Annotated in this window: 29 protein-coding genes and 1 pseudogene; 16 read left to right on the top strand and 14 right to left on the bottom strand. The window is 71.3% G+C overall.

Going from position 1 to position 26,052, the window contains the following annotated elements; all coding sequences use genetic code 11:
• Positions 1 to 70: 70 nt before the first annotated feature.
• Positions 71 to 373: a DUF1330 domain-containing protein gene (locus tag ACWD4B_RS21510; protein ID WP_451422235.1), complete on the bottom strand. Its 303-nt coding sequence runs from the start codon at positions 371 to 373 to the stop codon at positions 71 to 73.
• A gap of 119 nt (positions 374 to 492) precedes the next feature.
• Between ACWD4B_RS21510 and ACWD4B_RS21505 the strand changes: the two genes are divergently transcribed.
• On the top strand, positions 493 to 987 hold the full coding sequence (locus tag ACWD4B_RS21505; protein ID WP_451422234.1) for a MarR family winged helix-turn-helix transcriptional regulator: 495 nt from the start codon (positions 493 to 495) through the stop codon (positions 985 to 987).
• Positions 988 to 1,026: 39 nt separating this feature from the next.
• Here ACWD4B_RS21505 and ACWD4B_RS21500 read toward each other — a convergent pair whose 3' ends face one another.
• Positions 1,027 to 1,626, bottom strand: a complete 600-nt coding sequence (locus tag ACWD4B_RS21500) for a 2'-5' RNA ligase family protein (RefSeq protein ID WP_451422233.1) — start codon at positions 1,624 to 1,626, stop codon at positions 1,027 to 1,029.
• Positions 1,627 to 1,661: 35 nt separating this feature from the next.
• Entirely contained in the window at positions 1,662 to 3,071 is a 1,410-nt protein-coding gene (locus ACWD4B_RS21495) for a helix-turn-helix domain-containing protein (protein ID WP_451422232.1), read from the bottom strand.
• A gap of 360 nt (positions 3,072 to 3,431) precedes the next feature.
• Here ACWD4B_RS21495 and ACWD4B_RS21490 point away from each other — a divergent pair, with 360 nt between their 5' ends.
• Positions 3,432 to 3,941: a hypothetical protein gene (locus ACWD4B_RS21490; RefSeq protein WP_451422231.1), complete on the top strand. Its 510-nt coding sequence runs from the start codon at positions 3,432 to 3,434 to the stop codon at positions 3,939 to 3,941.
• 244 nt (positions 3,942 to 4,185) lie between these two features.
• On the opposite strand, the gene ACWD4B_RS21485 is transcribed toward ACWD4B_RS21490, so the two are convergent.
• From ACWD4B_RS21485 to ACWD4B_RS21445, 9 genes are all read right to left on the bottom strand, one after another.
• Positions 4,186 to 5,097 (bottom strand): helix-turn-helix domain-containing protein, encoded by a 912-nt coding sequence (locus ACWD4B_RS21485; protein ID WP_451422230.1) that lies wholly within the window; start codon positions 5,095 to 5,097, stop codon positions 4,186 to 4,188.
• A gap of 271 nt (positions 5,098 to 5,368) precedes the next feature.
• Positions 5,369 to 6,970, bottom strand: coding sequence for an alpha/beta hydrolase (locus ACWD4B_RS21480; RefSeq protein ID WP_451422229.1), 1,602 nt, complete (start codon positions 6,968 to 6,970; stop codon positions 5,369 to 5,371).
• 176 nt (positions 6,971 to 7,146) lie between these two features.
• Positions 7,147 to 7,941, bottom strand: coding sequence for an urease accessory protein UreD (locus tag ACWD4B_RS21475; RefSeq protein WP_451422228.1), 795 nt, complete (start codon positions 7,939 to 7,941; stop codon positions 7,147 to 7,149).
• Positions 7,938 to 8,630 (bottom strand): urease accessory protein UreG, encoded by a 693-nt coding sequence (ureG, locus tag ACWD4B_RS21470; RefSeq protein WP_451422227.1) that lies wholly within the window; start codon positions 8,628 to 8,630, stop codon positions 7,938 to 7,940. The genes ACWD4B_RS21475 and ureG overlap by 4 nt, the downstream gene beginning before the upstream one ends.
• Before the next feature lie 30 nt (positions 8,631 to 8,660).
• Positions 8,661 to 9,419 carry an urease accessory protein UreF gene (locus tag ACWD4B_RS21465; RefSeq protein WP_451422226.1) on the bottom strand — a complete coding sequence of 253 codons (759 nt, stop codon included), beginning with the start codon at positions 9,417 to 9,419 and terminating at the stop codon, positions 8,661 to 8,663.
• Positions 9,419 to 11,164, bottom strand: coding sequence for an urease subunit alpha (locus ACWD4B_RS21460; protein ID WP_451422225.1), 1,746 nt, complete (start codon positions 11,162 to 11,164; stop codon positions 9,419 to 9,421). The genes ACWD4B_RS21465 and ACWD4B_RS21460 overlap by 1 nt, the downstream gene beginning before the upstream one ends.
• Complete coding sequence (locus ACWD4B_RS21455; protein WP_451422224.1) at positions 11,157 to 11,468, bottom strand: urease subunit beta; 312 nt, start codon at positions 11,466 to 11,468, stop codon at positions 11,157 to 11,159. Before ACWD4B_RS21455 ends, ACWD4B_RS21460 begins: the two co-directional genes overlap by 8 nt.
• 14 nt (positions 11,469 to 11,482) lie before the next feature.
• Positions 11,483 to 11,785 (bottom strand): urease subunit gamma, encoded by a 303-nt coding sequence (locus ACWD4B_RS21450; RefSeq protein ID WP_451422223.1) that lies wholly within the window; start codon positions 11,783 to 11,785, stop codon positions 11,483 to 11,485.
• A gap of 141 nt (positions 11,786 to 11,926) precedes the next feature.
• Positions 11,927 to 12,241, bottom strand: coding sequence for a type II toxin-antitoxin system Phd/YefM family antitoxin (locus tag ACWD4B_RS21445; RefSeq protein WP_451422222.1), 315 nt, complete (start codon positions 12,239 to 12,241; stop codon positions 11,927 to 11,929).
• Between the two features lie 84 nt (positions 12,242 to 12,325).
• Between ACWD4B_RS21445 and ACWD4B_RS21440 the strand changes: the two genes are divergently transcribed.
• From ACWD4B_RS21440 to ACWD4B_RS21430, 3 genes are all read left to right on the top strand, one after another.
• Positions 12,326 to 12,964 (top strand): ClpP family protease, encoded by a 639-nt coding sequence (locus tag ACWD4B_RS21440; RefSeq protein WP_451422221.1) that lies wholly within the window; start codon positions 12,326 to 12,328, stop codon positions 12,962 to 12,964.
• 5 nt (positions 12,965 to 12,969) lie between these two features.
• The gene (locus ACWD4B_RS21435) at positions 12,970 to 13,281 is read left to right on the top strand and encodes a hypothetical protein (protein ID WP_451422220.1); all 312 of its coding nucleotides are present in this window, start codon (positions 12,970 to 12,972) and stop codon (positions 13,279 to 13,281) included.
• A 474-nt stretch (positions 13,282 to 13,755) separates the two neighbouring features.
• Positions 13,756 to 14,229, top strand: coding sequence for a C40 family peptidase (locus tag ACWD4B_RS21430; protein WP_336413639.1), 474 nt, complete (start codon positions 13,756 to 13,758; stop codon positions 14,227 to 14,229).
• An 82-nt stretch (positions 14,230 to 14,311) separates the two neighbouring features.
• Here ACWD4B_RS21430 and ACWD4B_RS21425 read toward each other — a convergent pair whose 3' ends face one another.
• A complete protein-coding gene (locus ACWD4B_RS21425) occupies positions 14,312 to 14,740 on the bottom strand; it encodes an ATP-binding protein (protein WP_451422219.1) in 429 nt (142 codons plus the stop codon).
• Between the two features lie 279 nt (positions 14,741 to 15,019).
• Here ACWD4B_RS21425 and ACWD4B_RS21420 point away from each other — a divergent pair, with 279 nt between their 5' ends.
• Together ACWD4B_RS21420 and ACWD4B_RS21415 are read left to right on the top strand one after the other, a co-directional pair.
• Positions 15,020 to 15,898 (top strand): helix-turn-helix domain-containing protein, encoded by an 879-nt coding sequence (locus ACWD4B_RS21420; RefSeq protein WP_451422218.1) that lies wholly within the window; start codon positions 15,020 to 15,022, stop codon positions 15,896 to 15,898.
• Between the two features lie 10 nt (positions 15,899 to 15,908).
• Positions 15,909 to 16,160, top strand: a complete 252-nt coding sequence (locus ACWD4B_RS21415; RefSeq protein WP_451422217.1) for a DUF397 domain-containing protein — start codon at positions 15,909 to 15,911, stop codon at positions 16,158 to 16,160.
• Positions 16,161 to 16,176: 16 nt separating this feature from the next.
• On the opposite strand, the gene ACWD4B_RS21410 is transcribed toward ACWD4B_RS21415, so the two are convergent.
• Positions 16,177 to 17,337: an 8-amino-7-oxononanoate synthase gene (locus ACWD4B_RS21410; protein WP_451422216.1), complete on the bottom strand. Its 1,161-nt coding sequence runs from the start codon at positions 17,335 to 17,337 to the stop codon at positions 16,177 to 16,179.
• 160 nt (positions 17,338 to 17,497) lie between these two features.
• Between ACWD4B_RS21410 and bioB the strand changes: the two genes are divergently transcribed.
• From bioB to ACWD4B_RS21365, 9 genes and pseudogenes are all read left to right on the top strand, one after another.
• The gene (gene bioB / locus ACWD4B_RS21405; RefSeq protein ID WP_451422215.1) at positions 17,498 to 18,676 is read left to right on the top strand and encodes a biotin synthase BioB; all 1,179 of its coding nucleotides are present in this window, start codon (positions 17,498 to 17,500) and stop codon (positions 18,674 to 18,676) included.
• Positions 18,669 to 19,973 carry an adenosylmethionine--8-amino-7-oxononanoate transaminase gene (locus ACWD4B_RS21400; RefSeq protein ID WP_451422214.1) on the top strand — a complete coding sequence of 435 codons (1,305 nt, stop codon included), beginning with the start codon at positions 18,669 to 18,671 and terminating at the stop codon, positions 19,971 to 19,973. The genes bioB and ACWD4B_RS21400 overlap by 8 nt, the downstream gene beginning before the upstream one ends.
• A 15-nt stretch (positions 19,974 to 19,988) precedes the next feature.
• Positions 19,989 to 20,780, top strand: coding sequence for a dethiobiotin synthase (gene bioD, locus ACWD4B_RS21395; RefSeq protein ID WP_451422253.1), 792 nt, complete (start codon positions 19,989 to 19,991; stop codon positions 20,778 to 20,780).
• A gap of 145 nt (positions 20,781 to 20,925) precedes the next feature.
• Entirely contained in the window at positions 20,926 to 21,612 is a 687-nt protein-coding gene (locus tag ACWD4B_RS21390; protein WP_451422213.1) for a class I SAM-dependent methyltransferase, read from the top strand.
• A 100-nt stretch (positions 21,613 to 21,712) separates the two neighbouring features.
• Positions 21,713 to 22,591, top strand: a complete 879-nt coding sequence (locus ACWD4B_RS21385) for an LLM class F420-dependent oxidoreductase (RefSeq protein ID WP_451422212.1) — start codon at positions 21,713 to 21,715, stop codon at positions 22,589 to 22,591.
• A 179-nt stretch (positions 22,592 to 22,770) separates the two neighbouring features.
• Positions 22,771 to 24,096, top strand: a complete 1,326-nt coding sequence (locus tag ACWD4B_RS21380; RefSeq protein WP_451422211.1) for a hemolysin family protein — start codon at positions 22,771 to 22,773, stop codon at positions 24,094 to 24,096.
• Positions 24,093 to 25,106: a hemolysin family protein gene (locus tag ACWD4B_RS21375; protein WP_451422210.1), complete on the top strand. Its 1,014-nt coding sequence runs from the start codon at positions 24,093 to 24,095 to the stop codon at positions 25,104 to 25,106. Before ACWD4B_RS21380 ends, ACWD4B_RS21375 begins: the two co-directional genes overlap by 4 nt.
• 35 nt (positions 25,107 to 25,141) lie before the next feature.
• Complete coding sequence (locus ACWD4B_RS21370) at positions 25,142 to 25,909, top strand: SGNH/GDSL hydrolase family protein (RefSeq protein ID WP_451422209.1); 768 nt, start codon at positions 25,142 to 25,144, stop codon at positions 25,907 to 25,909.
• A gap of 49 nt (positions 25,910 to 25,958) precedes the next feature.
• Positions 25,959 to 26,052: pseudogene (locus ACWD4B_RS21365) on the top strand (ABC transporter permease); the annotation flags it as partial.

The raw sequence follows: 26,052 nt of genomic DNA, 5'->3' as shown, positions 1-26,052 counted from the left end.
ACCGTCGCCACCGACGCGCCCGGCCCGGTCGTCGCCGCCGTCGCAGCCGCAGCCGCAGCCGCAGCCGCAGCTAGGCCGCCATACCGCTCACCAGGTTGAACTCGACCGGACCGCCCATGGTCTCGATGCGCCAGATCGCCAGCTCCTGATAGGCGGCCGACTCGTACCAGCCACGGGACGCGTCCTCGGACGGAAATTCCAGGATCGCCGTCCGGGTCAACTTTCCGGTGCCCTCAAGTCGTTGCGGCTGCCCGAAGGCCAACAGCCGCCCCTGGTAGGGCTCCAGGGTCGCGCCGACGTTGGCCAGGTAGGGCGCAAGGGCGCTGTCCGGGGTGTCGTCGGTGCGGGTGATGATCACGTAGTGCAGAGGCATGAGCCAACCCTTCAATGACGAATCTTTTGACGTCGAAGTGATCGTCGAGGCTCACGCTATGCCGCTCCGGCGTCGACGTCAAACAGTTCGACATCGAAGCTTCCTGCTAGGTTGGCATCATGAACGACGCGGTGGACGAAATCATCGGGCGGTGGGGCGCTGTCCGGCCCGACCTCGACACCTCCCCGATCGGCGTGGTGGTCAGGATCTTCCGCGCCTCCCGCCTGCTCGAACAAGGCATCAAGGGCTACTTCGAGGCCCACGGCCTGGAGTCATGGGAGTACGACGTACTCTCGACCCTGCTGCGGGCCGGCGACAGCAGCACCCTGCGGATGGGCGACCTGGCCGGAGCGGCGATGGTCAGCCCCGGTGCGCTGACCAACCGGATCGACCGCCTCGCCGCCAAGGGACTGGTCACCCGCGCCACCGACCCCGACAACCGCCGCCTCGTCCGCGTCACCCTCACCACGGAAGGGCGCCGCCTGGCCGACGGCCTCATCGAGGGTCACATCGCCAACGAACTCAGCCTCATCGGGGGGCTTACCCTGGACGAACAAGCCCTTCTCGGCACCTTGTTGCGCAAGCTCCTGCTGTCCCTCGACGACCGGCCCTGACTTCTCCGTCCACTGAGCCACACGTACGGACACGGGTGTTCAACCGAGCGGCACCTTCGCAAAGCGCTCCCACTCGTACATGCGGTGGTCCCGGTTGAGCACGATCAGCTCGACACTGTCGATGCGGGCTCGTGCCGGCTCGGCGTCGACGCGGGCAAGCGCTTCGGATACCGGTGCCACAGGTCCCTTTGAGTTGCTGTACGCGATGGAGACATGGGGGGCGAAGCCGTCGGCAGCCTCGGGCACTTGGTGCCACACGTCCGCGATGGCGGCGCGGATCGCCGTCCGGACATCGACCGGTAGCCGGCTCGGCGATGCCCCCCACCGGATGGCCTCGGGCGTGATGTCAGGCCGGTCAAGGATAAGTTGGAAGGCGGGCACGGCGCTCAGGCGCGCGGTGGCTGCGTCGACGATGGCTCGTGCCTCCTTCTCCGCAATCTCGTCCACGAAGCCGAGGCCCTGCATAGTGAGGTGCAGCCACCGGTCCGGCACCAGATCGAGGCCCTGCACGTCGGCCAGACCTTGACGGTAGGTCTCGGCGAGCCGATGAACGTCCGTAGCGTCCTGGAACGTGAAGTGCCAGGTGTAGAACCGTCGCCCTGGCCGCCAACCCGGCCTCCACCACCAGTGGTCGGCCATGGTCGCTGGTTGAGTACTCATGGCCCGCCATCCAATCAGCCGGAGCCGCAGCCTGGCGAGAGGGCGAGATGTTGCGGTGCCGTCGTCTCACACCATGCATCGATCTCTTCCCGAAGCCGTACAGCCGATCGCGCTCGGGGGTGGCAGGAGTGGACCACTGTGGTCGCCAGCTCCCGCATACGGCGCATGACCGGTTCGAGCCGGTGTTCCGGTGCAAGCGACAGCACGGGGGCAACGGCATCCGCCGTGCCGTCGGGCGAGTCCAGCAGCAGGAAGGCAGAGGCGCGTGCGATGTGGATCTGGGCGCTGGTGCCGTAGGAGTGAGCCGGCTGACTCCTCAGTGCGTTATCAGCTTCTTCCAGGGCGCGGTGGGCGTCACCAGCCCGAGTGAACACTGCGGCTGCATAGTTGGCTCGCCGGGCTTCCGGACAGGAGAACAGGCCGCCGATCTCGTCTTCACCTCTGATGTGATCACGTGCGTCGTTGGCGCGGGCGAGTGCACTGCGGGCTTCGTCGGTCGACCCGAGTTCCGCCCAGGCATCCGCCTCCTGGGAGGCCAGGAGCACGGCCACGGTGCCCTGTGGGCGGCAGGCACTGCCGCGTTGGGCGTAGCCGATGGCGTCGCGGAGTCGACCGTCCCAGAAGGCGATCTTCGACCGCGTGGAGAGCACCCAAGCGCTCAGCTCCGCGTGCCCTGCCAGTTCGGCGCACAGCCACGCGGTGCGTCCATGGGTCTCGGCGTCGCGGAGTTGGCCGAGGTCGCTGGACATCCAGGCCAGCAGGGTACAGAGGTACCCGGCCACCACATAGAGGTCACAGGCCTGTCGGGGATGCTGTCGTCCTTGGAGCAGGTCGAATGTACGGTCGCGGAGTTTTCGGGTCTGGATGAAGACGTGTGCCGGATGTCCGGTGAGGTAGTCCTCGGAGAGGGTGCGGGCATCCGCCATGAGCTGCTCGATGGCAATGTCGCCGACATTTGTCGCCTCGGCCCACGTTGCCCAGTTCGCGGACTCCTCCGCTGCAGCGTGGAGGAGTTGGGTGCCGACCGGCTCCAGGCGCAGTGCCGGCTCCGGATCCGGGGTGCCGGCCGCTGTTGACCGCGCCGTCGCCCGGGTGAGGACCAGGCGCTCCGTTTCGGGCATCGCCCTGCGATCGTCGAGGTCGAGGAGCTGGTCGATGCTGCACTCGTACATCTCGCTCAGGGCAGCCAGGACGGCGATGGTGGGCCGTCGCCCGGACGGGCCTGGCCACTTCTCCCACTTGCCCACCAGGCTGGCATCGGCTGCAACTACCCCACTGCTACCGGAACCCGCTTCGTTGATGCGGTCGGCGGTTTCCTGCAACGTCCAGCCGAAGGCGTGCCGCCAGGCTTCACGAGGCCTGAAGGCGAAGCGAGCACGCATCTCGGATGCGATCTCCGCCCGAGGGCATCCGACGACCGTCATCTCCTGACGAAGTCGGTCACGCTCGGGCTTGGATCCGGTGCTGGAGCGGGGAAGCATAGGCGTCCTCGTGGCGTGATGGATGCCCACACGGTAGCCGCCGCCCTGCCGCTAAATGCCCGACTCGGGGCAGAGCGACTGTCGTTGTGGGCCCATTCCGTGGCCAAAGGCGTGCCTAGCCCCAGGTCAGTGGCATGTCGGGCTGTCCAGGGTTTTTGGACTCCGCTGCCCGTGACGCGTACGACGCGAGTTGAAACGGTGGTGGGGTGCAAGAGAGGCCCATTCAGGCCTCGGTTGCATGAACCCGAGAGGTGTACGCGCTGCGCATGCCCCTGCCACCAGTCGACCAACAAAGGCATTCAGGTGACGTATCCGGCCCATCCCCTTGATCCCCGTCCGTCCTGCGACGCGGTCCGCTGGCTCGTCTCTCGGGAACTGCGCCCGAGCGATGCCCGCGAGTCATGGGCGAGAGGCCTGACCGCCACACTCAAGGTCGGCCTGCACTTCGACGTCGTCCAACTCCCTTCCGGGATCGTGGAACGAGGCATCCACGGCATCAGGGACCGGGACGGCATCGAGAACCACTTCCATGCGGTCGGCATCACCAGCGCCGTCATCGCTTCCCGCTCACAAACCGCCTACAGCCTGCTCGTGCCACCAGGCACTTCCCAGAACTGGAAGGAACCAGGCACCAAGTGCATCGGCATCGACCACCCCGTCAACTACCTCGGTGTGCCGGTCCCCACCCGCAGGGAACCACCAGGCGCGTACTGGCTCCTGCCCCCACCGGAAGACGACCGCATACTGTGCGACCCGGCGAAGATCCGCACGCTCACCGGCAAGGCCCGAGAGCGCCAAGGCCGGACGGGATGACCAGGTTCTGTTCGTGGTGCAAGGAGCCCGTGCCCAAAGCCACAGCAATCGACATCGTCGAAGGCGACCAAGTGGCCCACGCCGTCTACGCGTGCCCCGACTGCATGGCCAGGTACCAGCTCGTACCGCTCCGCGGCCACGCGCTCACGCCCCGAGCGGATCGATGACGCCGGTCCACACACCAGAAACGTCAGTGCCCCGGCCCCTCCGGACCGGGGCACTGAACTTCAACATGAGGTGCAAACTACTGTGCAGCAGCCTTCGGCCCCGATGCTGAGCTGGTAACCGGGTACACGCGCGGATCGGCAATGTAGACACTGAACCAGTCGTTGGTGAGGGTGCGGAAGCCGGCCGGGGTGCAGCCGGTCAGCAGACGGAAGTCGCGGTTGAGGTGGGACTGGTCGGTGTAACCGCACGTCGCCGCGGCTTCGGCCCAGGAGGGCGGGCGAGTTCTGCGCATGAGGGACATGACGCGCTGCAGCCGGGTTATGCGGGCCACGGTCTTGGGAGACAGCCCGACCTCCTGGCGGAAGCGGACGTTCAAGTGCTGGCGGGACCATCCCACTTCGTCCGCCAGCACGCTGATCGGCCCGGCCGCTGTGCCAGTCAGCCGTCTCCAGGCCTGGTGGACCTGGGGCGGTAGTTCCGGCCCCGCAGCGATACGAGCCAGCAGGAAATCATCGAGGATCCGGAACCGGGCAGGCCAGCCTGGGGCCTCGGCGAGCTGTTCGGTGAGCCGTCGGCCATCCGGGCCCAGGAGATCGGTGAAGTGCACGCTTCTGCGGGCCAGTTCCCACAGGGGGAAGCCGAACAGCGCGCGGGCTCCCAGAGGTGTGAGGAGCGCCACCAAACCGTACTCCCGTCCGGACTGCCGGATGAAGAGGGGATGGTCGCTCAGCCCGGATACCGGGGAGAGCGGGAGGCTCTGTTGCAGCCCCGGGGTGTCGGTAACGAGATGCCGGACCGGCGGCTCGAAATCGATGAGGAGCATCACCGCTGCCAGCGCCGTCACGCGTCGCACCTGTGGCTGGGCGAGCGAGAAGCTCTGCCCCGTATACCCCAGAACATGGCCGGCCAGCATGGGGTGCGGGGCGCGGAAGGCCAGTTCGGCCGAGTGAGCCTCCTGTATGACGGTCACGGCCGCCTGGTCGTCCATGCAGTCGCTCCTTTCGGAAGCGCATCGCACCGGCTGCCAGAGCAGAGCTTACTTTTTTCCAATCCTTCTGCCAGAGGCGCTGGTTAGGTTGGTCGTGCGCGTCGCCTCTGCCGGGCGTACGGGCCCGTCGTGGACCACCTCCTCGGGGGAGAGGTGGTCCACGCGGATCGGTTTGACCGTCCAGGCCGACGAGGCCTAGGCCCGCACAGCCGAAAGGTCGGTGCCCTGGCCACTTCTGACCAGGGCACCGACCTGTACGTAAAGACGCTGACTACTGCGCAGCAGCCGCCTTCGGCGGCTCCGGCGTCGCGTGCGGGGTGCACGTCACGTCCTTGCCGTCCGTCTTGCCGGTGAGGAGGTAGGCGTCGACGCGGTCGTTGATGCAGGGGTTGACCAGGCCCGTCACGCCGTGCGAACCCGCGCCCTGCTCCGTGATCAGCTCCGAGCCGCGGAAGCGCTTGTGGAGCTCGACCGCGCCGGCGTACGGCGTGGCGGCGTCACGGGTGGACTGGACGATGAGGGTCTTGGGCAGGCCCTTGTGGGTCGCGACCTCGACCGGGTTCTGCTGCGGCGTCTTCCAGGTGGCGCAGGGCAGGTTCATCCAGGCGTTGGACCAGGTCATGAACGGAGCCTTGCGGTCGACGCGGGTGTTGTCCCGGTCCCACCTGGTCCAGCTGGTGGGCCACTTGGCGTCGGCGCACTCGACGGCCGTGTAGACGGCGTTGCTGTTCTCGGAGGCGATGTTGCCCGCGGTGTCGGCCAGGTGCGGGCCGGCCGCCTCGACGAGGGCCTTCTCGTCGCCCGCGCGGTACTTCTGCCAGTTCTGGGCGACCGGGACCCACGAGGAGTCGTAGTACGCCGCGCTCTGGAAGTAGTTGATCAGCTCGGCCGGGCCGACGACCCCGCCGATGGGGTTCTTCTTGGCGGTGGCCCGGAGCTTCAGCCACTCCTGCTGGACCTTCTCCGCCGTGTCGCCGATGTGGAAGACGGAGTCGTGCTTGGCGACCCAGGTCTCCCAGTCCTTGAAGCGGCCCTCGAAGGCGACGTCCTGCTCCAGGTTGGCCTGGTACCAGATGTTGTCCTGCGCCGGGTTGACGACGCTGTCGACTATGAGGCGGCGGACGTGCGACGGGAAGAGGGTGCCGTAGACGGCGCCGATGTACGTGCCGTAGGAGACGCCCAGGTAGTTGAGCTTCTTCTCGCCGAGGGCGGCCCGGACGACGTCGATGTCGCGGACGGTGTTCGGCGTGGTGAGGTACGGCAGGAGGTCACCGCTGCGCTCGTAGCAGCCGTCCGCGTACTCCTTGGCGAGCTTGCGCTGGGCGCGCTTGTCGGCCTCGCTGCCCGGCACCGGGTCGGCCTTGGGGGCCTTGACCCACTGCTGCGGGTCGACGCAGGAGATGGGGGCGGAGTGGCCCACACCGCGCGGGTCGAAGCCGACGAAGTCGTAGGCCTTGGCGGTCTTGGCCCACAGGGGGCTCTTGGCCGTGATGCGGCGCGGGAACTTCATGCCCGAGCCGCCGGGGCCGCCCGGGTTGTAGACGAGGGAGCCCTGGTGCTCGCTCGCGGTGCCGGTGGCACGGGCCCGGTCCACGGCAATCTTGATGGTGCGGCCGTCGGGCTTGGCGTAGTCGACGGGCACGGTGACGAAACCGCACTCGATGGGCTTCTCCAGGCCCCAGTCGGCAGGGCATTCCTGCCACTTGATGCCGGCCTTGGCCGCGCGCTCGGCGGCGATCCGCGCGCCGTGGGCCTCGGCGGCCCCGCCCGGCACCCGGCTGTCGGCGCTGGCCGCGGGTGCGGCCAGGAAACCGGCGACGAGGGCGCCGGTCACCACGGTGCCGGCCGCACCGAATATCGCTTGACGTCTCACGTGGGACTCCCCCTGCTGGCTACGCCGCTCGGTCGACTGCGGCGTTGATCACGAAGGTCAGGGGGATCCTTTCGCTTCCCCTGCCACAAACGACAGGGTGTGCGAGCGTTCTTTACTAATCCGTAAAGATGACGTCACAAGAGATGCCACATGAGGCGCTGTTCACCGCCAACCACTCAAATCGCCTGTATCGATTCATTGATGTCCGAGAGCAGTGAATTCAGGAGTTTTCGCAGGGCCAGTGCGTCCGGCGCCACTGCGCTCACGGCCGCCGCCGGGCCCGCGAGCGGGGTGAGCACCGCCGTCGCCCCCAGCGCGCGGGGCTCGACCGGGCGGCGTTCGAAGGCCGGGTCGACGACGAGGAGTTGGCCCACGGCCCGGTGCCCGCCCAGCACCGCGGCGCCGTCCCAGCCCGGCACGCCGGGCCCGTAGGCCAGCTCCTGGTCGAAGAGCGGCCGCCCGGCGCGGCGCACCGTCAGCCGCGAGACGAGCCGGCCCGGCGGCTCGCCCGTGCGGCCGAGGACCTGCTCCTCGCGCAGCACCAGGCGGGCGCCGGGGGCGAGTTCGACCCTCGTGGCCGTCCGCAGATCGCTGCCGCGCGCGGAGATCAGCGGTTCGGGGAGCCACTGCAGGACGGCGCCGTCACCGACGCGGAGGGAGGTGTCGTACGTGGCCGGGGCACCCGTGCGGCCCGGCAGGGCGATCGTCGCGGCCGTCGTGGAGAAGCGCAGCGCGGCCCCGTCCTCGACCTCCGCGGTCAGGGTCAGCCGGTCGCCGCCGAGCGGGGCGCTCATGGCACCGACGAGCGCCACCCGCGCCTCGGGCCCGCGCACGCCCGTGCGCCGCAGGGCGAACGGGCCCTGCCCGGCGAGGACCGGCAGGGCGGTGCCGCCGCGGCCGTCCGGCGCGGCGACGATCCGGGCCGCGGCCACCACACCCCCGGTGGGCCCCGCGGTGAGCGTCGCGGTCACGCGGCCGTCCAGGCGGCGAGCTTCCCGCGCACCCAGTCCCGTACCGGCCCGATGCCGTCCTCCGTGGTGAGCGCGGTGAACGCGACGGGCAGTCCGCCCCGTTGGGCCTTGGCGTCGCGGGCCATGACCTCCAGGTCCGAGCCGACGTACGGGGCGAGGTCGGTCTTGTTGATCACGAGCAGGTCGGCGGTGGTGACGCCGGGACCGCCCTTGCGAGGGATGTCGTCGCCCCCGGCGACGTCGATGACGAAGATCTGCGCGTCGACGAGCCCCTTGGAGAAGGTGGCGGTGAGGTTGTCGCCGCCGGACTCGACCAGGACCAGGTCCAGGGGGCCGACCGTGTCCTCCAGCTCCTCGACGGCCTCCAGGTTGGCGGAGATGTCGTCGCGGATGGCGGTGTGCGGGCAGGCCCCGGTCTCGACCGCGGTGATGCGCTCGGGCGGCAGCACGGCTTCGCGCAGCAGGAACTCGGCGTCCTCGCGCGTGTAGATGTCGTTGGTGACGACGGCTATCGACAACTCGTCGCGCAGGGCCCGGCACAGCGCGGCGACGGTCGCGGTCTTGCCGGAGCCGACGGGCCCGCCGAGCCCGATCCGCAGCGCCCGGCGCGTGCCGTCGGGGCGCAGCGGGGTCGCTGCGCTGTACGTGTGGCGGTGGGGGTAGGCGCCGTCTGAGTGGTCGAGGTGCACGGGATCCCTCCGGTCGGGTTCGGGTTCGGGTTACGAGGCGAAGAGGCGTACGGGCCAGCCCGCGTGCTGCTCCGCGGTGATGTCGAGCAGCGGGGCGGAGCCCGCGGGGAGGACGTCGATGCCCTCGTACCCGGCGCGAACGGCGGCCTCGGTGGCCCGGGTTGCGACCTCGTCGAGCTCGGGCGCGAGCCGGGCCAGGACGGCGGTGGCCTCGAAGGGGTCGAGGCCGAGCAGTCGTACGACCGCGGTGGCCGGGCCGTTCATCGCCTCGTACCCGGCGGCGTACGCGGCGTCGGACGGCCCGAGCCCGGCGGCCCGGGCGGCTGCGCCGAGCACGACCGGCTGGTGGACGCCGCGCGGCCGGGCCGCTGCGAGGGCGTCCAGTGCGTCGCAGGGCCAGGCGGCCCGGGCGGCCCGCATCATCTGGCGCCCGAGCCGGCGGGCTGCTGCGCGCAGGGCGGCCGAGGGGGTGCGGGCGTCGGCGGCTTCGTCGAGGGCGAGGGGGTCCGCTCCCGCGGCGGCGGCACCGGCAATGCCTGCGGCAGCCAGTCCGGCGGTCCATAGCCGACCACGGCAGAACGCCTCCAACGACGGCGCGTCCGTCAACCGGCCGGCCTTGACGGCGGCTTCGGCTCCGCCGGAGTGGGCGTGGCCGCCGGCGGGGAAGCGGCCGTCGGCGAGGATGAGCAGGGCGGCGCGGGTCGTCTGTGGCTGGTCGCGCCCACGCGGCGGAGCCGCATATGTGTCTGCCTCGCGCCCCTTACGGGGCGCGATGCCTGAAGTCCCCATCAGAACAGGAAGTACCTTTGCGCCATCGGCAGTTCCGCTGCCGGCTGCGGATCCACCGGATCCCCGTCGATCGTGACCGTGAACGTGTCCGGGTCCACCTCCACCCGTGGGCGCGCGTCGTTGTTGCGCATGTCCGCCTTGGTCACGCCCCGCGTGCTCCGGATCGGCACGAATCGTTTTCCCAGCCCCAGTCGTTCCGGCAGGCCGTCGTCGAGGGCCCACTGGGTGACGAAGTTCAGGGAGTTGGCGGCCGGGGCGCGGCCCATGGCGCCGAACATCGGGCGGGGCAGGATCGGTTGCGGTGTGGGAATGGAGGCGTTCGCGTCGCCCATCTGCGCGTACGCGATCTGGCCGCCCTTGACGACCAGCTGTGGCCGGACGCCGAAGAACGCCGGTTCCCACAGCACCAGATCGGCGAGCTTGCCCGCCTCCACGGAGCCGATCTCGTGGTCGAGGCCCTGGGCCACCGCGGGGTTGATGGTGTATTTGGCGACATAGCGCCGCGCGCGCACATTGTCCGCCGGGCCGTCCCCCGGCAGCGCCCCGCGCCGCCGCTTCATCACGTGGGCGGTCTGCCACGTGCGCAGCACGACCTCGCCGATGCGGCCCATGGCCTGGGAGTCGGAGGAGATGATCGAGATGGCGCCGAGGTCGTGCAGCACGTCCTCGGCGGCGATCGTGCCGGGGCGAATGCGGGACTCGGCGAAGGCGAGGTCCTCCGGCACGGCGGGGTTGAGGTGGTGGCAGACCATCAGCATGTCGAGGTGTTCCTCGACGGTGTTGACGGTGTGCGGCCGGGTGGGGTTGGTCGAGCTGGGCAGGACGTTGGCCTCGGAGACGACCGTGATGATGTCGGGTGCGTGCCCGCCGCCCGCGCCCTCGGTGTGGTACGCGTGGATGGAGCGGCCCGCGATGGCGGCGAGGGTGTCGCCGACGAAGCCCGCCTCGTTGAGGGTGTCGGTGTGGATGGCGAGCTGGGCGCCGCTCTCCTCGCACACGTGCAGGCAGGCGTCGATGACGGCCGGGGTGGCCCCCCAGTCCTCGTGGATCTTGAATCCGACGGCGCCGCCGCGCAGTTGGGCGCGCATCGCGTCGTAGGAGACGGTGTTGCCCTTGCCGAGCAGGCCGATGTTGACGGGGTAGGCCTCCAGCGCGTCGAACATCCGGGCAAGGTGCCAGGAGCCGGGGGTGATGGTGGTGGCCTTGCTGCCCTCGGCCGGGCCGGTGCCGCCGCCGACGAGGGTGGTGACGCCGGAGGCGAGCGCCTCCTCGGCGGCCTGCGGGCAGATGAAGTGGACGTGGGCGTCAATGGCTCCGGCCGTCAGGATCCTGCCGTTGCCGGCAATGATCTCGGTCTCGGGGCCGATGACGAGGTCGGGATGGACGCCGTCCATGGTGTCGGGGTTGCCGGCCTTGCCGATGCCGGTGATCCGCCCGTCGCGGATGCCGACATCGGCCTTGACGACGCCCCAGTGGTCGAGGACGACCGCGCCCGTGATCACGGTGTCCGGGGCGCCCTCGGCGCGGGTGGTGCGGGACTGGCCCATGGACTCGCGGACGACCTTGCCGCCGCCGAAGACCGTCTCGTCCCCGGCGTGGCCGGGACCGCCGGAGCGGTCCTCCTCGATCTCGACGAACAGGTCGGTGTCGGCGAGCCGGATCCGGTCGCCGACGGTGGGCCCGTAGAGCGCGGCGTAGACGGAGCGCGGGAGTTCCGGGAGGGCGGGGTCGGACAGTTCAGTCATCGAGTGGTCCCCCGCACTCGCCGCGCAGTCCGGTCACGATGCGTTTGCCGCCGATGGGGACGAGGCCGACCTCGACGGGGATGCCGGGCTCGAAGCGGACGGCCGTGCCGGCGGCGATGTCCAGCCGCTTGCCGCGGGCGGCGGTCCGGTCGAACGCCAGGCCCGGGTTGGCCTCGGCGAAGTGGTAGTGGGAGCCGACCTGGACGGGCCGGTCGGCGGTGTTGAGCACGGTCAGCCGGGTGCGGTGCAGGCCCTCGTTGAGCCGCACCGGGCCTTCGGCGTACAGGATTTCTCCGGGTATCACGGCACTTCCCCCTGTCACGCGATGGGCTCGTGGACGGTGACGAGCTTCGTCCCGTCCGGGAAGGTGGCCTCGACCTGGACGTCGGGGATCATCTCGGGTATGCCCTCCATCACCTCGTCACGGGTGACGACCTTGCGTCCGGAGGACATGAGTTCGGCGACCGTGCGCCCGTCGCGGGCGCCTTCGAGGATGTGGGCCGTGATGAGCGCCACGGCTTCGGGGTGGTTCAGGAGCACCCCGCGTGCCCTGCGCTTCTCGGCGACATCCGCGGCCACGTGGAGGAGCAGGCGTTCCTGCTCGTGCGGGGTCAGTTGCATGTATCCCACCTCAACACAGCGGTGACCTGGGGCCCTTCCCCCGGGAACCGGGAATTGCAGATTAGGGCGCAAGCTTTTCCGCTGCGTTAACTGACGCTTTGCCAGGCCGTGGCAGACGCTCCCGGAGGGCAGCCCCGGGGGTCAGCTCCGGGGGCCGCCGCGGCCCGGGTCGCGGTGCTCGGCGGCGATGCCGAAGCGGCCGCGTTCGCCCGCGGCGGACGACAGCGGGCGCACGGTGGAGACCGTGCTGATCACCTGCTCCTCGGCGGCGGCCCCGGGGGCGTCCTCCGCGAGGCGCTCGCTCTCCTCGAGCCGTTCCAGGTCGGCGGCGGACACCAGGGCGACGAGCGGCTTCCCGTGGCGCGTGACGACCACCCGCTCCCCGGCGTAGACAACGCGGTTGATCAGCTCCGCCAGCTCGGCTCGGGCTTGCGTCACAGGAATCTCGTAGGCCATGACCCCATTCTAACGAGGTGTACGTCCTGTACATTTTTCACAGACGCGAGGGCCCGCCCGGGCCCGGCCCATGGGAGGTATGCCATGCATCGACCCACGACAGCCCGCTATGTCCTGCCGGAGTTCACGGAGCGGACGAGCGACGGCACGCGGACGCTCGACCCTTACTCCAAGCTGCTCTCCGAGCGGATCGTCATGCTCGGCACGCCGGTCGACGACACGGCGGCCAACGACGTGATCGCACAGCTCACGCACCTCGAACACGCGGCGCCCGAGCGCAGCATCTCCCTGTACATCAACTCGCCCGGCGGCTCCTTCCCCGCCATGTGCGCCGTCTACGACACGATGCGCTTCATCGGCTGCGACATCGAGACCGTCTGCCTCGGCCAGGCCGGCCCGGTCGCGGCCGTGCTGTGCGCGGCCGGCACCCCGGGGCTGCGGCTGGCGCTGCCGCACGCCCGGTTCGTCCTCCACGAGCCCGAACTCCCCGAGCCCGTCCGGGGACAGCCCTCCGATCTGGCCCTCCACGCCGAGGAGGTGCAGCGCCACCGTGACAACCTGGTGGGGATGCTGGTGCGGCACACCGGGCGGAGCGAGGAGCGGATCCGGCGGGACCTCGACCGCATGACCGTCTTCGACGCCGCTGGCGCCGTGGCCTACGGCCTGGCCGACCACGTCGTCGTGAACCGCGACCGGCAGTCCGCGCAGCCCGGGGCCAGGTGAGGCGGATGTGGCCGCCGGAACTGCCGCCGCTGCCCGCGCTCACCCGGGCCGAGGGCGACGTCGTGGACCGTTATCTGGAAGTACTGGATCTCCTCGGCCGGATCAATCCATCGCGCACGCGCCACACGTACGGCGGGCTACGAGCCGCGCAGACGCTCGTGGTCGCGGCCACCGGACTGCGGGACGCTCTCGCCCTGATGTACGAACGGGGCGAACGCGAGGTGCATTCGGGCACGCTGGCGCGGGCGTTGCGGGTCCTGGACGGTGAACGTCGGGCACAGAAAGTGATGTTGCCGCCTTCGGAGGCGAGCGGATGAGCGAAAACCTTCAGGACCCCATTTCCCGCCGACGGCGTAGGGAACCGTAGACGGGCGGCGGTGATCATTCCGATCACCGCGCGCACGTCGCGCTCGCGGGCGGAATCACGCTGCAGGTGGCGGTCTCAGCACGGAATTCCCGCCATGGTCAAACCGCCCTGCGTCCACCGGAATTGCCCAGAGGTGACGAGGCTCACATAGCACGGTTTCCGCTCGGCGTGGCCGTCACCTCTGCGTCAAGATCCCTCCGACGACAAGACCCCGCCACCACGGCGGGGCGGTCCGGGCGGACGCCGAACCCTGCCGCCGCCCGGGCGACCGGTCGACACGAGTGCACCGGCAGGGATGGAGGACCCGAGCACGACGGGACGGCGGGACCGTCCCTTGGGGTGAAGCCGCCCAGGCGGCCGGGCATTCTTCGCCTGCCCGAACCCGACAGGTCATCCTTCACAGGCGGCTGACGAAGGGTTTGGCATGGGCGCGCACAAACGTCCTTCAAGGCTGTCGAGGGGTAAAACCGCATCGGCCCTGACCCTCGCCGCAGTCGGAGCCACGATGTTCCTGCCTGGCGGCGTCAACAAGGCCGACGCCTCGACCATCTCCGACCGGGCTCTGCAGATCGCCGAGTCCAAGGCCGGCGCCCCCTACCAGTGGGGCGCGACGGGACCGTACCGCTTCGACTGCTCGGGGCTGACCCTCTACTCCTTCAAACACGCCGGCAAACAGCTGCCGCGCACCGCAGAGGACCAGTACAACCGCACGGAGCACATCCCCGCCTCGGTCCGTGAGCCCGGGGACCTGGTCTTCTTCCACCACGGCGGCTACGTCTACCACGTGGGCATCTACGTCGGGGGCGGCAGGATCCTGCACGCCCCCCACACCGGCTCGGTGGTCCGCCTCGAACACATCTGGACCAGGAACGTCTGGTACGGACGCGTCGACGACTGAGAACGGCGGCTGAGAACGGCGGCACTCCGGGGCGCGCACCGCGGGCGCGCCCCGGACGCACGGATCACACGCGTCGTCCGGCTCAGGCGGCGGAATCCGTCCACGGCAGGCGGATCCACACCGTCTTGCCCCCGTCGGGGGTGGGGGTGACGGAGAGCCCGCCGCCGCGCTCCAGGGTGAGGGCGCGGACGATGACCATGCCCCGGCCGCTGTCCTGCTGAACGGCCGCGGGCAGCCGCCGGGGGTGGCGCGGGTGACTGTCCGTGACGCCGATGCGCAGCTGCTCCTCCCGCTCCAGCCGGACCTCCACCGTGAAGGTGGGCGACTGGCCCCGGGTGTGCTGCACGGCGTTGGTGACGAGTTCGGAGACGATCAGCCGCACCGCATAGGCGGCGTCGGAGCCGTCCGGGAGGCCCCATTCCGCGAGCACGTCCGCGACATAGCGGCGGGCCGTGGAGACCGAGGCCGGGGCGCTCGGCAGAGTGACGGTTGCTTCCTGGTGGTCTGCCATGGCGCTGTCCCTTTCCCACCGGGACGGACTCCGACCGCATTGCGCAGGGAAGTCGGGAACGGAACCGGCGGCTCTGCGTGACAGCCTGCCACTGATAACCGCCGGGATGGGAGCGATCCACCGGGATATGCATATATCTGTCGCTCGAAGCGGTGAACTCTGCTACGGGAGACCGGATTTGGAACCACACTGGTCCCGTGACTCCGGCATGTGAAGGAAGAGCCCAGTCGACCGTGGCGTGAAGGTCTCACCACGGCCGGGCGCGGGGAGGATGGCCGAATGCGATACGGACCCGCGGTGCGCCGCCGCAAACTCGGTGCCGAGCTGCGCCGTCAGCGCGAACTGACGGGGATGACCAGCCGGGAGGCCGCGGGAGCGGTCGGCTGGCACCAGTCGAAGGTGAGCCGGATCGAGACGGGCAGCAGTGGCGTGAAGCCGTCGGACGTGGCCCGGCTGCTGGACGCCTACCGCGTCTCGGACCCCGAACTGCGGGCGCTGCTGGGGGCGCTGTGCGGTGCGGGGTCCACGGATGCGGCCGGGGCCCGGCGCGGCTGGTGGTACGCCTACCGCGACCGGCTGCCGGCGGCCTATCTCGACTTCATCAGCCTGGAGTCGGAGGCCTCCAGGGCGCGCACCCTGGAGACCACGGTGGTGCCGGGGCTGCTGCAGACCGCGGCCTACGCACGGGCCGTGACCATGGCGGCGCTCGGCGATCCCCCGGAGCAGCGCGTGGCGGAGCTGGTACAGGTGCGGCTGGCGCGGCAGTCGGTGCTGCGCGGGGAGAAACCGCTGGAGTTGTGCGCGGTGCTCGACGAGGCGGTGCTGCGGCACGAGGTCGGCGGACCGGAGGTCATGGCGGAGCAGTTGCAGCAGTTGCTGCGCACGGGTTCGCTTCCGCATGTGCGCCTGCATGTGCTGCCGTTCGCCCGGGCCAACCATATCGGCATCACCGGGCCTTTCGTTATCTTCTCATTCCCGCGCATTGCCGATCTGGACGTGGTGGTTCTGGACCACTTGACGAGTAGCCTCTATCTGGAGCGGAAAGAAGACCTCCGGGCGTACGGCTCCGCCTTCACCACACTCCGGGCGCACGCCCTCTCGCACGAGAACTCGTTGGATTTCATCGCCGGGATCGCCGGGAACGGCGCCGGCGGGTGAGGAGTTCAACATGTCCGCAATGCCGCGGATCACTCCCTCTCATGCGCCACTTTCGACTCGCTGCCCTTCACACCCTTCGGACTGGCACCGCAGCAGCTACAGCACCGGAATGAACAACTGCGTCGAAACCGCCACGATCGGGCCGGGGCTCCTCGCCGTGCGCGATGCGCAGCGGACGACGGGCCCCGCCCTGCTGTTCACCCCCGCCGCCTGGACCCGCTTCGTCTCGGGCCTGAACGGCGGGGCTCTCTTCGAACTCTGAGCACTGCCAAGGGGGTTCAGACCGCCGGAGCGGTCCGTACGACCGTTCCGGCCGCCCGGGCGACCTCCGCGTCCGACAGATCCCCCCGGGCGGTCAGCCGCAGCCGCGAGATGCCGTCGGGCACGGACGGCGGCCGGAAACACCCGACCGCGAGCCCGGCCTCCCGGCAGTCCGCCGCCCACTGCACCGCCGCCTCCGGCGACGGCGCCTGCACCGAGACCACCGCCGCGTCCGGCCGCACCGCCCTGAGCCCGGCCTCCGTCACCCGCCGGTGGAGCTCCCGGGCCACGGCCCGGACCCGGTGCGCGCGCTCCGGCTCCCGGCGCAGCACCCCGAGGGCGGCCAGCGCGGCGCCGGCCGCCGCAGGAGCGAGGCCGGTGTCGAAGATGAAGGTGCGCGCGGTACTGACGAGGTGGGCGATGACCCGGGCCGGTCCGAGCACCGCACCCCCCTGGCTGCCCAGCGACTTCGACAGGGTGACCGTGGTGACGACGCCCGGCGCGCCCGCGAGCCCCGCCGCGTGCACCGCGCCCCGGCCGCCCTCGCCCAGGACGCCGAGCCCGTGCGCGTCGTCGACGAGCAGGGCGGCGCCGGCCTCCCGGCAGACGTCCGCGAGGGCGGGCAGCGGAGCCGCGTCACCGTCCACCGAGAAGACCGAGTCCGTGACGGCGAGGGCCCGGCCGCCGTGCGCGGCAAGGGTCTTGCGGACCGCCTCGGGGTCGGCGTGCGGGACGACCGTCTTCTCCGCGCGCGCCAGCCGACAGCCGTCGATGAGCGAGGCGTGGTTGCCCTCGTCGGAGACCAGCAGCGTGCCGCTGCCGACGGGCCCGGACAGCGCGGTGACGGCGGCCAGGTTCGCGGCGTAGCCGGAGGAGAAGACCAGCGCCGCCTCGAAGCCGCAGAACTCCGCCAGGTCCTCCTCCAGCCGGGCGTGCAGCCCGGTGCTGCCGGTCACCAGCCGGGAGCCGGTGGCGCCCGCACCCCACACCCGGGCCGCCTCCGCCGCCGCCCCGGTGACCTCGGGGTGCCGGGACAGGCCCAGGTAGTCGTTGCCCGCGAGGTCGGTGAGGGACGCACCGGCCTGCCGGGGCCGCAGGGTCCGCACCAGCCCCGCGGCCCGCAGCCGCTCGTGCTGGGCGTCGATCCAGTCGAACGGGTCCCGGTCTGCTCGGTGCATGTGCGTCCTCGGTGCCGAAGGGGGTAGCGAAGTGGGTTTGCACCGCAAGGTAGTCGCCGGGGGGCCTGTCGCGGGATGTGGTGATACACACACGTGAATCGGCCCGTCTTGTGCGATCTCTCCTTGGCCGGAACGGGTGGCGTGAGCAAGGATCTCCGCCATGGACCTGCTGAACACGCTGGTGGAGAAGGGGTTGCGGCGCGAGCTGCCGACCCGTGAAGAGGCCCTCGCCGTACTGGCGACCTCCGACGACGAGCTGCTCGATGTGGTGGCGGCGGCGGGCAGGGTGCGCCGGAAGTGGTTCGGGCGGCGGGTGAAGCTCAACTACCTCGTCAACCTCAAGTCCGGGCTCTGCCCCGAGGACTGCTCGTACTGCTCCCAGCGGCTCGGCTCCGAGACCGGGATCCTCAAGTACACCTGGCTGAAGCCCGAGGACGCCTCGAAGGCGGCGGCCGCGGGGGTGGCCGGCGGCGCCAAGCGGGTGTGCCTGGTCGCCAGCGGCCGCGGGCCGACGGACCGGGACATCGACCGGGTCTCGAAGACCATCGAGGCGATCAAGGAGCAGAACGAGGGCGTCGAGGTGTGCGCCTGCCTCGGCCTGCTCTCCGAGGGCCAGGCGGAGCGGCTGCGCGACGCGGGCGTGTACGCCTACAGCAACAACCTCAACACCTCCGAGGCGACGTACGCCGACATCACCACGACGCACACCTACGCCGACCGTGTCGACACCGTACGGAAGACGCAGGAAGCGGGCATGTCGGCCTGCTCCGGACTGATCTCCGGTATGGGCGAGACCGACGAGGACCTCGTCGACGTGGTCTTCTCGCTGCGCGAGCTGAACGTCGACTCCGTGCCGGTCAACTTCCTCATCCCCTTCGAGGGGACGCCGCTGGCCAAGGAGTGGAACCTCACCCCGCAGCGCGCGCTGCGCATCCTGGCGATGGTGCGGTTCGTGCACCCGGACGTGGAGGTGCGCCTGGCGGGCGGCCGGGAGATCCACCTGCGCTCGCTGCAGCCGCTGGCCCTGCACCTGGCCAACTCGATCTTCCTGGGCGACTACTTGACCAGCGAGGGCCAGGAGGGCAGGGCCGACCTGGCGATGATCGCGGACGCGGGCTTCGATGTGGAGGACATGGACACCACCACGCTGCCCGCCCACCGCTCCGACGCCGCGGGCTGCGGCGGCGGAAGCTGCGGGCCGTGCGGGGACGACGGCGCGGAGCCGGCGGCACAGGCGCAGGCCGCACCCGCGGCTCAGGCCGAGCCCGACGAGGCCCGCACCGACCTGGTCGCCGTGCGCCGCCGGGGCGCGGGGACGGACCTGCCGCCCAATGCCTGAGCCCCTCGCTCCCGAGCGGCTGCTGGCCCTCGACCGGCAGCACGTCTGGCACCCCTACGGCCCGATGCCGGGCCGGCAGGAGCCGCTGATCGTGGAGTCTGCGTCCGGCGTACGGCTGCGGCTGGCGCAGCCGGTGCACGGCTCGGACGAGCTGGTGGACGGGATGTCGTCGTGGTGGGCCGCCGTGCACGGCTACAACCACCCGGTGCTCAACGAGGCCGTCCAGGCGCAGTTGGGGCGGATGAGCCATGTGATGTTCGGCGGGCTCACCCACGAGCCCGCCGTGCGGCTGGCCGCCCGGCTGGTGGAGATCGCGCCCGAAGGGCTCGAGCACGTCTTCCTCTCCGACTCCGGCTCGGTGGCGGTCGAGGTCGCCGTCAAGATGTGCCTGCAGTACTGGCGTTCCGTCGGGCGGCCCGCCAAGCGGCGCCTGATGACCTGGCGCGGCGGGTACCACGGGGACACCTGGCAGCCGATGGCCGTGTGCGACCCGGACGGCGGGATGCACGAGCTGTGGTCGGGGGCGCTGCCGCGGCAGGTGTTCGCGGACGCGCCGCCTGCCGGGTTCGACGCCGGGGCCGACCCGGCGTACACGGCACACCTGCGGGAGCTGATGGAGCGTCACGCCCATGAGCTGGCCGCGGTGATCGTGGAGCCCGTGGTGCAGGGCGCGGGCGGGATGCGCTTCCACTCCCCCGCGTATCTGCAGGTGCTGCGCGAACTGTGCGACGAGCACGACGTCCTGCTGGTGTTCGACGAGATCGCCACCGGATTCGGGCGCACCGGCGCCCTGTTCGCGGCGCAGCACGCGGGGGTCACCCCCGATGCGATGTGCGTCGGCAAGGCGTTGACCGGTGGCTATCTGTCGATGGCGGCGACGCTGTGCACCCCGCGGGTGGCCGACGGCATCTCGCAGGGCGAGGTGCCGGTGCTGGCGCACGGCCCGACGTTCATGGGCAACCCGCTCGCGGCGGCGGTCGCCAACGCGTCCCTGGACCTGCTGCTGCAGCAGGACTGGCGGACGGAGGTCAAGCGCATCGAAACCGGGCTGCAGAACGGGCTCGCGGAGGCGGCCGGGCTGCCCGGGGTCCGGGACGTCCGGGTGCTCGGGGCCATCGGCGTCGTCCAGCTCGACCGCCAGGTGGACATGGCGGCGGCCACCCGTGCCGCGACGCACGAGGGCGTGTGGCTGCGGCCGTTCCGCGATCTGGTCTACACGATGCCGCCGTATGTCAGCGGTGACGACGATGTGGCGCGCATCTGCGCCGCGGTGTGCGCTGTCGCGCGGGAGGGGTGACGCGTAGTCCTTCGGCTGCGGGCCGTCCGTGGCTGGTCGCGCAGTTCCCCGCGCCCCTTCGGGGCACGGGCTGAGGAGAGGAGACATCCGATGTCGGTACTGATCGTCTCGGGGACGGGCACGGAAATCGGCAAGACGGTGACCACCGCCGCCATCGCAGCGGCAGCCCGCGCGCAGGGCAACACGGTGGCCGTGCTGAAGCCCGCGCAGACCGGCGTCGCCCCGGGCGAGCCCGGGGACGTCGCCGAGGTCGAGCGGCTGGCGGGAGCGGTGACGGGCGTCGAACTGGCCCGTTTCCCGGAGCCGTTGGCGCCCAACACGGCGGCCCGCCGGTCGGGCCGGGAACCGGTGCGGCCGGCGGAGATCGCGCAGGCGGCGGAGGAGCTCGCGAAGGACCACGACCTGGTCCTGGTCGAGGGCGCGGGCGGGCTGCTGGTGCACCTCGACGACACGGGCAGCACGCTCGCGGACGCGGCGAAACTGCTGGACGCGCCCGTGCTGGTGGTGGCCCAGGCGGGCCTCGGCACACTGAACGTCACCCAGCTCACCGCGGAGGCGCTGCGGGCGAGGGGCCTGCGCTGCGCGGGCGTCGTCATCGGCAGCTGGCCCGCCGAGCCCGGGCCGGCCGTGCACTGCAACCTCGCGGACCTCCCCGTGGTGGCGGACGCCCCGCTGGCCGGCGCCGTCCCCGAGGGGGCGGGCGGGCTGACCCCGGAGGAGTTCCGGGCGGCGGCACCGGGCTGGCTGACCCCGGAGCTGCACGGCACCTGGGACGCGGCCGCGTTCGCCGCCGCACTGCGGAACTGAAGGTTCCGGCACCGTCCGGCACATCCGTCCCTTCTTGCACAACTGCCCCGGCAGCATGGGACATTGCGGCGCGCCGACGGTGCCGAGGGTGCCGCCCGGGGGAACAATCGCGGTAGCCGTCGTTCCCCCGGGAAGGGGTTGTGCCATGCCGCTCCGCAGCACCAGAACGCCGCACGACGTCGTGCATCACCCCGTCTTCGCACGGTTCTACGGAAAGTTCAGCCCGATCATGGACGAGCGGGCCGGAATCGGTGCGCACCGGGACGAGCTGCTGGCGGGGCTCTCGGGCCGGGTGATCGAGATCGGTGCCGGGAACGGGCTCAACTTCGCCCACTATCCCGGGTCGGTCTCGGAGGTGGTGGCGATCGAACCGGAGCGCCGGCTGCGGCTGATGGCGGCCGAGGCGGCGGTCCGGGCCGGGGTGCCGGTGGACGTGGTTCCCGGGGCGGCGGAGGCGCTGCCGGTCAAGAGCGAGGCGTTCGACGCAGCGGTGGTCTCCCTGGTGCTGTGCTCGGTGCGGGACGTGCGGCGGTCGCTGGCGGAGCTGCGCCGGGTGCTGCGGCCGGGCGGCCAACTACGGTTCTTCGAGCACGGCCTGGCCGAGGGCCCGGCGCTGGCCTCCGTGCAGCGGGCGCTGGACCGCACCGTCTGGCCGCTGCTGTTCGGCGGCTGCCACACCTCGCGCGACCCGCTGGCGGCGCTCACCGAGGCGGGCTTCGAACTGGGGAGTTACCGCCGCCTGAAGGTGCCGCAGACCCGGGTGCCCACACCGTCCTCGCCCTGCTTCCTCGGCACGGCGGTGCGGCCCGCGGAGCCCGAACTGCGGCGCTGAGACCGGGCCATGATCGACACGAGGAGCCGCTGAGGTATTCTCCCCCAAGATCGGAGGCGCCCTCCGGTACGCCGGAGGGCCAAGCACTCAGGGGGAGTTCATGACGCGCCCGTTCCGTTTCGGTGTCAACATGCTCGACATCGGCACCCGCGCCGCATGGCGCGAGAAGTGCCGCAAGGCCGAGGCACTCGGCTACGACGTCGTTCTCGTGCCCGACCACCTCGGCATGCCCGCCCCGTTCCCCGCGCTCGTCGCCGCGGCCGAGGTCACCGAGCGGCCGCGGGTGGGCACGTTCGTCCTCAACGCCGGTTTCTGGAACCCCGCGCTTCTGGCCCGCGAGGCGGCCTCGACCGACCTGCTCACCGACGGCAGGCTGGAGTTGGGGCTCGGCGCGGGCTATGTGCAGGCCGAGCACGACAGCGCCGGGCTGCCCTTCGGCTCGCCCCGCGAGCGGGTCGACCACCTGGAGCGCACCCTCACCGAGGTGCGCCGGCTGCTCGGCGACCCGGAGCACGGGCCGGCGGCCGTACAGCCGCGCGTCCCGCTGCTGGCCGGGGGCAACGGCAAGCGGGTGCTGCGGATCGCCGCGCAGCACGCCGACATCATGGCGTTCACCGGCGGGGGCACCGGCCCCGACGGGCGGCCGCGGCCCCTCGCCCCCGCCGCCCTGGCGGAGAGCGTCGCCGCCTTCCGGACCTTCGAGGGCGACCGGGCCGAGCCCACCGAGCTCAACTTCCTCGTCCAGATCGTGGCGGTCGGCGGCGACCCGCGCGTCAAGGCCCGCGAGCTGATGGGCTACCGCGAGGAACTCGGCGTCGAGGACTTCCTGGACCACCCCTCCCTGCTGACCGGCTCGGTCAAGGAGATCGCCGACAGTCTCCGGGCCCACCGCAAGCACTACGGCTTCTCCTACTTCACGATCCTGGAGCCGTACCTGGAGGCCTTCGCCCCGGTGATCGAGGAGCTGCAGGGGACCTGACCGGGGCCTGACCCGCCAGGGGGCTTTGCCGATCCTTTACCATGGCGACACCCGTTCTTCTTCGTTCCGGCGAAAGGTTGTGAGCGTCCGCCCATGGGCGAGCCCCCCAGTACCGGTCCCTGCCGTCGACATCGCGCGGTCCCTCCGCCCCTGCCCGATCATGGGACGGAGGTGAACCGATGACCGAAGTGCTCCTTCTGGTGCTCGCCCTGCTGCTGACGCTCGCCTGCGCGGTGTTCGTCGCGGCGGAGTTCTCCCTCACCACCGTCGAGCGCGCCGAGCTGGAGCGGGCCGCCGAGAACGGCGAGCGCGGGGCGCAGAGCGCGATCGAGGCCGTGCGCAGCCTGACCTTCCAGCTCTCCGGGGCCCAGCTCGGCATCACCGTCACCGGCCTGGTCATCGGCATGCTCGCCAAGCCGTCCATCGCCGCCCTGCTCACCGGCCCCGTCGAGGCCCTCGGCCTGCCCGCCGCCGTGGCCTCCTCCACGGCCCTGATCCTGGCCACCGTGGTGTCCACGGTGGTGCTGATGGTCGTCGGCGAGCTCGTGCCCAAGAACTGGGCGATCGCCCGCCCGCTGCCGGTGGCGAAAAAGGTTGCGGGCCCGCAGCGCGCGTTCAGCACCGCCTTCCGCCCGCTGATCCGGCACCTGAACAACACCGCCAACCGCTTCCTGCACCGGATGGGCCTGGAGCCCGCCGAGGAGCTGGCCTCCGCGCGCGGCCCCCAGGAGCTCGTCGCGCTCGCCCGCCACTCGGCCCGGGAAGGCGCGCTGGAGAAGGACACCGCGGAGCTCTTCGTCCGCACCCTGAACCTGGCCGACCTGACCGCGGAGAACGTGATGACCCCGCGCGTCCAGGTCGTCGCCCTCGACGTGCGGGCCACCGCCGAGGACGTCGCCAACGCCACCCGCGCGACCGGCCTCTCCCGCTTCCCCGTCCACCGGGGCGGTCTGGACACCGTCGTCGGCACCGCCCACATCAAGGACGTGCTGGCGATTCCTGCCGACCGGCGCCCGCATCACCCCGTCGCCGAGCTGCTCCGCGAGCCGCTGCTGGTGCCGGAGTCCCTCACGGTGGACCGGCTGCTGGACCGGTTCTCCGCCAAGCGCAGCATGGCCGTGGTCATCGACGAGTACGGCGGCACGGCCGGCGTGGTGACGATGGAGGACATCATCGAAGAGGTCGTCGGCGAGGTCCGCGACGAGCACGATCTCCCCGAGCGCCCCGACCTGGCGATGACCGGCCGGGACGCGGAGGGCCGCAAGGTCTACGACGCGGACGGCGCCGTCCGCACCGACGACCAGCTGGAGGAGATCGGGCTGCGCGTGCCGGAGGGCCCGTACGAGACCGTCGCGGGCCTGGTCGCCACCGAGCTCGGCCGCATCCCGGCCGAGGGCGACGTGGTCCGCATCGCGGGCTGGCGCATCGACGTCACCGACGCCTCCGGGCGGCGTGCCGCCCGGGTGCGCCTGACCGCGCCCCTGCCCGGGGAGGCGGACCGATGACCTTCGTGCAGTTGCTCATCGGGCTGGCGACCCTGGCCGTCAACGCCTTCTTCGTCGGCGCCGAGTTCGCGATGATCTCGGTGCGCCGCGGCCAGATCGAACCGCTCGCCGAGGACGGCGACCGGCGGGCCCGCAGTGTGCTGTGGGGGCTGCGGCACATCTCGGCCCTGCTCGCCGCGGCACAGCTCGGCATCACCCTGTGCACGCTGGTGCTCGGCGTGGTCGCCGAACCGGCCATCGCCACCGTGCTGCACCCCCTCTTCGACGCGGTGGGCATGCCGCAGGCGCTGATCCACCCGGTGTCGTTCGTCATCGCGCTGGCCGTCGCCACGTATCTGCACATGCTGTTCGGCGAGATGGTGCCCAAGAACGTCGCCCTCGCCGAACCCGTGCGCACCGCCCTGCTGCTCGGCCCGCCGCTGGTGACGCTCGCGCGCGCCCTGCGCCCGGTGGTCTTCACCGTCAACGAGCTCGCGAACGGCGCCCTGAAGCTGCTGCGCGTCGAGCCCAAGGACGAGGTGGCGGCCACCTTCTCGGACGACCAGCTCGCCCGGATCGTCGCCGACTCCAGCGAGGCGGGCCTGCTCGACGCCCGCGCCACCGAACGGCTGCGGGACGCCCTGGAGCTGGGCAAGCGCCCGGTCGGGGACGTGGTGATGGAACTGGAGAAGGTCGTCTCGGCACGGCAGGGCATCACCCCCGAGGGGCTGGAGCAGCTCTCCGCGGCCACCGGCTTCTCCCGCTTCCCGGTGGTCGACGAGCAGGACCGGATCCTCGGCTACCTCCATGTGAAGGACGCCCTGGACGCCGAGCCGCGCGACGAGCCCTTCCTGCCGGAGCAGATGCGGCCGATCGCCCGGGTCCGCTCCGACACCCCGCTCGACGACGTGATCACCGCGATGAGCGGCACGGGCGCCCACCTGGCGGCGGTCATCGGCGAGGACAACCGGCTGACCGGGCTGGTCACGCTGGAGGACGTACTGCGCGAACTGGTGGGCCGGCAGCCGTGATCCGCCGCCGCGCGCAGGCGTAGGATCGCCGGGTCATGCAGATGAATGCCACTTACACCAGTTTTGTCGCGGTCGGCGACTCCTTCACCGAGGGCATGTCCGACGGACTGCCGGACGGCTCGTACCGCGGCTGGGCCGATCTGCTCGCGGCCCGGCTGGCCGAGCGCACCCCCGGGTTCCGGTACGCGAACCTGGCGGTGCGCGGCAAGCTGATCGGCCAGATCGTGGACGAGCAGGCGGCGCCGGCCGCCGCGATGGGCGCCGACCTGGTCACGCTGGTCGGCGGGCTCAACGACGTCCTGCGGCCCTCGTGCGACGTGGACCTGGTCTGCGCCCGGCTGGAGGAGGCCGCGGCCCGGCTGGCGCCGAGCTGCCGACAGCTGGTGCTGATGCGCAGCCCGGGGCGGCAGGGGCCGGTGATGGAACGGTTCCGGCCCCGGATGGAACAGCTCTTCGACTTCGTCGACGGGCTGGCCGAGCGGCACGGCGCCCTGGTCGTGGACCTCTTCGGGGCCGAGGTGCTGGGCGACCCCCGGCTGTGGGCCGAGGACCGGCTGCACCTGGACGCCGAGGGGCACCGGCGGGTGGCGGAGGCCGTGTGGCAGGCGCTGGGGGGCGCGCCTGCCTTCGATTGGCGGGATCCTCTTCCCCCCGCTGCCCGCGCCGGCTGGGTCGCCCGGCGAGCGTCGGACGCCCGCTTTGCGCGGGAGCACCTGCTGCCGTGGATCGGGCGGCGAGTGTCGGGCCGCTCCTCCGGGGACGGGCGGCCGCCGAAGCGGCCGGAACTTTTGCCGTACGTGTAAAAGTGCGACGTGTCTGTGGCTGGTCGCGCAGTTCCCCGCGCCCCTTCGCCCCGTCAAGATCTTCGGCGCCACCGACCGTGGCGCGCTGTTCTCCGGAGCCGCGCTCGCCGTCGTGCTGATGGTCACCACCCTCCTCGCCTTGC

The organism is Streptomyces sp. NPDC002536 (assembly GCF_053594995.1).
The sequence above is the reverse complement of the archived record's forward strand: the minus strand, read 5'-3'. Positions and strand labels throughout refer to the sequence as shown.